General features: G+C 71.4%; 7 protein-coding genes. 3 read left to right on the top strand and 4 right to left on the bottom strand.

Going from position 1 to position 5,656, the window contains the following annotated elements:
* From P409_RS24955 to P409_RS41295, 3 genes are all read left to right on the top strand, one after another.
* Window positions 1-707 (top strand): MipA/OmpV family protein (locus P409_RS24955; RefSeq protein ID WP_034844893.1); only part of this gene is annotated, 707 nt, incomplete at its 5' end.
* A gap of 39 nt (window positions 708-746) precedes the next feature.
* Window positions 747-869: a hypothetical protein gene (locus tag P409_RS41300; RefSeq protein WP_274519180.1), complete on the top strand. Its 123-nt coding sequence runs from the start codon at window positions 747-749 to the stop codon at window positions 867-869.
* 19 nt (window positions 870-888) lie between these two features.
* The gene (locus P409_RS41295; RefSeq protein ID WP_274519179.1) at window positions 889-1,017 is read left to right on the top strand and encodes a hypothetical protein; all 129 of its coding nucleotides are present in this window, start codon (window positions 889-891) and stop codon (window positions 1,015-1,017) included.
* A gap of 13 nt (window positions 1,018-1,030) precedes the next feature.
* Here the strand turns inward: P409_RS41295 and P409_RS24950 are convergent, their stop codons facing one another.
* Genes P409_RS24950 through P409_RS24935 form a run of 4 tightly spaced genes read right to left on the bottom strand, consistent with a single transcriptional unit; the run spans window position 1,031 to window position 5,585 of the window.
* Window positions 1,031-1,966: a DMT family transporter gene (locus P409_RS24950; protein WP_034844891.1), complete on the bottom strand. Its 936-nt coding sequence runs from the start codon at window positions 1,964-1,966 to the stop codon at window positions 1,031-1,033.
* A 31-nt stretch (window positions 1,967-1,997) separates the two neighbouring features.
* Complete coding sequence (locus P409_RS24945; RefSeq protein ID WP_202964801.1) at window positions 1,998-3,290, bottom strand: Gfo/Idh/MocA family protein; 1,293 nt, start codon at window positions 3,288-3,290, stop codon at window positions 1,998-2,000.
* Window positions 3,291-3,323: 33 nt separating this feature from the next.
* Complete coding sequence (locus tag P409_RS24940; RefSeq protein WP_034844889.1) at window positions 3,324-4,166, bottom strand: sugar phosphate isomerase/epimerase family protein; 843 nt, start codon at window positions 4,164-4,166, stop codon at window positions 3,324-3,326.
* Between the two features lie 3 nt (window positions 4,167-4,169).
* A complete protein-coding gene (locus tag P409_RS24935) occupies window positions 4,170-5,585 on the bottom strand; it encodes an enolase C-terminal domain-like protein (RefSeq protein ID WP_034844888.1) in 1,416 nt (471 codons plus the stop codon).
* Window positions 5,586-5,656 lie beyond the last annotated feature (71 nt).

The following is a 5,656-nucleotide window of genomic DNA, read 5'->3' as shown; positions in this document are numbered from 1 at the left end:
AGGAGGCCCCAGGCGCCGGCCGTGGCGACTGGAGCTTCGTGCTCGGCGGCGGCGCCCTGGTCCGGCCGAGCTACGAGGGCTCCGATAAGTTCTCGGTATCGCCGCTGCCCTTCGTCTCGATCAACTGGCGGGATCGGATCTTCCTCGACATGGAGCGCGGGATCGGCGTCAACGTCGTCCGCACCGACGCGCTGCGGCTGGGCGTGTCGGTCGGCTTCGCGCCGGGGCGGGACGAGGATGACGAGGACCATCTGAGGGGCCTGGGCGACATCGACGCGGCGGCGCGCGGCCATGTCTTCGGCTCCTATTCCTTCGGCATGGTCCAGCTCGGCCTCGACGTCAGCAAGGATTTCGGTGGCAGCGAAGGCGTGCTGGTCCGGCCCGGCGTGTCGGTGAAGGTGCCCCTGTCCGAGAGCTGGACGCTGTCCTCCGGCATCTCCGCCACCTGGGCCAATGACGACTACATGCAGAGCTTCTTCGGCGTCTCGTCGTCGCAGTCGCGGAAATCGGGGCTGGAGCGCTACGACGCCGGGGCCGGGTTCAAGAGCGTCGACTTCCGCGTCGGCCTGAACTGGGCGATCTCCGAGAGCTGGTTCGCCACGGCGAATGTCGGCGTCGGCGTCCTGCTGGGCGACGCGGCGGACAGCCCGATCACCGAGAGCGAGGCGCAGCCTTCGGTCGGGCTGGCGGTCGGCTACCGGTTCTGAGCGCCAGCCCGCGAGGGGCGGCAGCCGGGCGCTGCCACCATGTCCGGCTTCATCGGAATGCTGGAAGGACGCATCATGATCTTCGCCATGCTCTGGCTCGGCGGCATCCTGCTCTGTGCCGCCCCCTATCTCTGGGCGCTGTGCCGCGCCGCCCGGGACTGACACCGTCGGAGATGCCGCCATGGATCTGGGGATGCTCTGGCTCGGCGCCGTGATCGAGATGGTGGAACAGGGCACCCTGGTCCTGGCCGTGCTCTGCTCCGCTGCGATCCTGCTCTGCGTCCTGCCGCGGCTTCGGGGGCTGCGGTGATGCGCGCCGCCGGTCAGGGGCGGGCGGCGCTTGCGGCGGGGCGGCGGCCGGCGGAGGAGACGATCGCGATGCCGGCCAGCACCACCAGGCCGCCGGCGATCTCGTTCAGGCCGATCGTCTCGTGCAGCACCAGCACGCCCAGCAGCACGGTCCAGACCGGGGTGAGATAGGCGTTCATCGACCCCAGCGTCGGCCCGGCCACGCGCAGGATCTGCATATACAGCGCGATCGGCACGGCGGTGGAGAAGATGCCGAAGAACAGCAGCGCCAGCGCGTGCGCCGGCACCGCGGCGAAGGCGGCGGGGCCGGTGACGGCCAGCACCGCGACCATGCTCGGCAGGCCGGAGAAGACCTGCTGGCCCAGCGCCAGCCGCACCGGCCGGGGCGACGGGATGCTGCGGACATAGATCACGCCGAAGGCGTAGCTGGCGGCCGTCGCCGCCATCGCCAGCGGCCCGAACAGCCCTGCGGGGCTGTCGGCCAGGGCGGCGGGGCCCAGCAGGATGGCCATGCCGGCGAAGCCGACCAGCACGCCGGCGGCGCGCCGGCCGACCAGCCGCTGGTCGGTGAAGAGCAGATGCGCCAGCACAGCCACCATCAGCGGGCTCGACGCGGCGATCAGCGCCGCGAGGCCGGCCTCGGTGTCAGCCAGGGCATAGGCGGTCAGCGTGTTCGGGATGATGCCCTGCAGGATGCCCAGCACGATCCAGTCGCGCCACTCCCGGCCGCGCGGCAGGATGGTCTGGCCGCGGGCCAGCAGCCACAGCGCCAGCAGGCCGCCGCCCATCAGGCCGCGGATGGCGGCCAGCGGCACCGGGGCGATGTCGGTGCCCAGCACCTTCATCAGCAGATAGGCGGTGGCCCACAGGAAGGAGCAAAGCAGCAGCAGGCCCAGCAGCGACGCGCTGCCGGACGCTCTGGCGCCGGCGATGTCGGCGGACGGGCTCATGCGCGCCCGTCCGGCCTGGTGTCGAGATCGATCACGGTCCGCTTCCTCCCACAGGGCCGGCAGGATGGCGGAACTCCGGCCATGCGGGAAGGGGCCGCGGGTCAGCCCTGCAGCAGCGGCGCCACGGCGACGCTGCGGCCGCTGTCGATGCTCTCCAGCGCGGCGACGCCGCACAGCACCGCCAGCGCCCGGCGCGGGCGTCGGCGCGCAGGCCCAGCGGGTCGGGGATGCCCGGCCGGAACAGCATGGCCTGCATCTTCGGGTCGCCGCCCCAATGGCCGCCATGCTCCTGCGGCACCCAGATGTGCTCGACCTTGCCGAAATTGCGCATCAGCAGAATCTCGTCGGCCGGCGGCACGGTCCAGGGCTGGCGCTCGTATTGCCGCACCTCGATCCGCCCCTTGGTGCCGTTGAAGGCCAGATGGTGGCCCTCGATCGGCATGAAGGTGTTGAGCGAGTAGGAGACCTGGACACCGTTCCTATAGCGCAGCGCCGCCGACATCGTGTCCGGGATGTCGATGTCCTCGCGGAACACGCAGGCGTCGCGGACATAGCCGTCCTCGCGCGACGGATCCTCGTACAGCATGGTCAGCCAGGCATCGGCCGAGACGTCGAAATGGAAGTCGCACTCGCCGGCATGCGGGCAGGTCTTGCAGCGCGGCCCGCGGAACGGGCCCTTGCGGCCGTAATGACGCAGCTCGCCGCGGGCGAACACCTCCTCGGGCTCCGACGCCAGGTACCAGTTCAGCAGGTCGAAATGGTGGGTGGCCTTGTGCACGAACAGGCTGCCGGAATAACGGCGATAGGCGTGCCAGCGGCGGAAATAGTCGGCGCCGTGCTTGGTGTCGAGATACCAGTGGAAGTCGACCGACACGACGTCGCCGATGGCGCCGTCCAGGAGCAGTTGCTTGATCCGCTGCGATGTCGGCGCGTAGCGGTAGTTGAAGGTGACGTCGACCCGGCGGCCGGTGCGCTTCTCCGCCTCCAGGATGCGGCGGCACTTCTCCGCCGTGGTGGTCATCGGCTTCTCGGTCATCGCGTCGACGCCGGCCTCCAGCGCCTGGACGATGTGCTCGTCATGCACGCTGTCGCGGCTGCACACCATCAGCCGGTCCGGCCGGGTCTCGCGCAGCATGGCGCCGAGATCGGTGAACACCGGCGCGTCGACGCCGATCGCCGCCCGCGCCCGTTCCAGCCGCAGCGGGTTCTGATCGCACAACCCCACCATCTCGACCACGTCGCCGACCTGGGCCAGCAGCTCCCGCCCCCAGGTCCCGGCGCCGCGATGGCCGGTTCCGACCAGCGCGACCTTCGTCTTGCCCATTTCCGCCTCCAGACCCCGTTACAGGGTGCCCCGTTACAGCGTGCAAACTGAGTGATAACGCTCGACGCAGGTCTTCAGCACCTCGTCGCCAGGCCGCTTCCACCAGGTCTCGGCCGAGAAGATCTCGACCTCCTGCGGGCCCAAAAAGCCGGCGGCCTCGATCGCGGCTCGGATGCCGCGCAGGTCGATCACCCCGTCGCCCATCATGCCGCGGTCCAGCAGCAGGTCCGTGGTCGGCACCAGCCAGTCGCAGATGTGATGCGCCAGGATGCGTCCCCCGGCGCCGGCGCGGGCGATCTGCGGCATCAGCTCCGGGTCCCACCAGACATGGTACACGTCGATGGCGACGCCGATGCCCTCGCCCAGCAGGTCGCAGATGTCCAGCGCCTGCTTCAGCGTGTTCACGCAGGCGCGGTCGGCGGCGTACATCGGGTGCAGCGGCTCGATCGCCAGCGGGATGCCGCTGGCTCGGGCATGCGGCAGGACCGCGGCGATGCCGTCGGCCACCATCTGCCGGGCGGCGCCGATGTCGCGCGACCCCTGCGGCAGCCCGCCGACCACCAACACCAGGCAGTCGGCGCCCAGCGCCGCCGCCTCGTCGACCGCGCGCAGATTGTCGTCGATCGCCGCCTTCCGCGCCTCCGGATCGCCGGCCGGGAACATGCCGCCGCGGCACAGGCCGGTGACCTGGAAGCCGTTGTCGCGGACGATCCGCGCCGCCTCGCCCAGGCCGATCTTCTGCACCTGGTCGCGCCAGGGGGCGATCGCGGTGATGCCGTGGCCCAGGCAGGCCTCAGCCGCCTGGCGCATGTCCCATTGCTGGCGGACGGTGGCGAGGTTGATGGACAGGCCACCGGTATGCGTACCGCTCGCCATGGGTCAGATCTCCGAAGCTCCGTCGGCCATCGCCGACCAGTCTGGGGTGAGGGCGGTGCCCAGGCCGCGCGCGGCCAGTACCGAGCCGATGGCGAGGCGCCCGCCGCGGATGCTCAGGCGGGCGCGACCGGAGGATTCGGCGTAGAGGTCCGGATGGGCGGCCAGGAAGGCCCGCTGCTCCGCTGCCGGGGCGCCGGCCATGCCGTCGACATAGTGGTGGCCGTTGCGCTCGACATGGCCGGCGCCGCCCAGCGCCGCCAGCACCAGGTCCTGCTGCAGGGCGATGCCGCCCTGGGTGGTCAGATCCTCGGCCGACAGGAAGTAGCGGGTGCCGTCCTCGGCGCTCCATTTGGCGATCCGCGCCCGGTTCAGCAGCGCCCGGTGGAAGCCCTTGCAGGATTTCGACGAGATGCCGCGATAGCCCAGGGCACGGGCCTGCGGGAAGGCGTCGATACTGGCGTCGGATTCGTCGATCTCGACCGGCACGCGCTCGGTCAAGGCGTGGATCGGCTCGGCCAGCGCCCGGGCGCGGGCGATCGGCTGCTCCAGGAACAGAACCGCGGATCGCAGCCGGGCGAGGCCGGGATCGGCGGCGAGCTGGTCCCAGAACTCGGCGACCGGCCCGGCCTCGGCGAACTGCTCGTTGCCGTCCAGGGTGATGCGGTAGTCGGGCAGCCGGTCCAGCACGGCGGCGATGCGGCGCAGCCGGTCCAGGTCGGCGTCGGCCTGGCCGCTCAGCTTCAGCTTGAAATGGGCATAGCCATAGGCGGCGACCGCCTGCTCCAGGCTCTGCGGCAGCCCGTCATCCAGGCGCTCGGCGATCTCGGCGGTGGTGACCGGGTCGGCCAGCCCGACCGTGTGCCGGGCATGCAGGCTGTCGGACGGCGCCAGCCCGGCCAGGAACAGGCCGAGGTCGAACTCTTGGAGATCGGGGGCGGTCGCCGTGCTCAGCCCGATGCTGTTGGTGCGCACCGCGGTGACCGCGTCGATGCCCTCGATCCGGCACAGCGCGTCGATCACGGCGCGGTCGAACAGCGCCAGGCCGAAGGAGGCGATCAGCCCGCCCAGCCCCTCCGCCGCGCAGGCGGCGTGCTGCCGCGTCTCGATCGCGGCGCTCAGGGCGAAGGCCGGGGCCGGCCGCTCCTCCAGATAGAACGGGCGGGCGAGGGCGAGCGACCGGCGCAGCTGGTCGAAATTCTGCGCCTCGGTCAGGGCCGGGTCCTTGTCGAACCATTTCGGCACCATCAGCTCGGCCGCCTGGCCCTCGGCCCGGCGGCCGTCCGCGGCTTCGACCGTCAACCGCAGGAACGCCTGGGGCGCGCCGGTGACGGTGGCGGCGCCGAAGCGGAAGGGCAGCCGGAACCGCACCGGCCGCTCATACAGCCGGGCCTCGACGACGCGCAGGCGGGGAGCGGTCATTCGCACACTCCGGATGGGCGCGGCCTGCCCTGATATCCTCCCCCTCCCCTTGCGGGAGGGGGAGGGGAGGG

Origin of the sequence: Inquilinus limosus MP06, from assembly GCF_000767795.1 — a bacterium.
Taxonomy (GTDB): domain Bacteria; phylum Pseudomonadota; class Alphaproteobacteria; order DSM-16000; family Inquilinaceae; genus Inquilinus; species Inquilinus limosus_E.
Note: the sequence above shows the minus strand (reverse complement) of the source record. Positions and strands in the feature narration are given on the sequence as shown.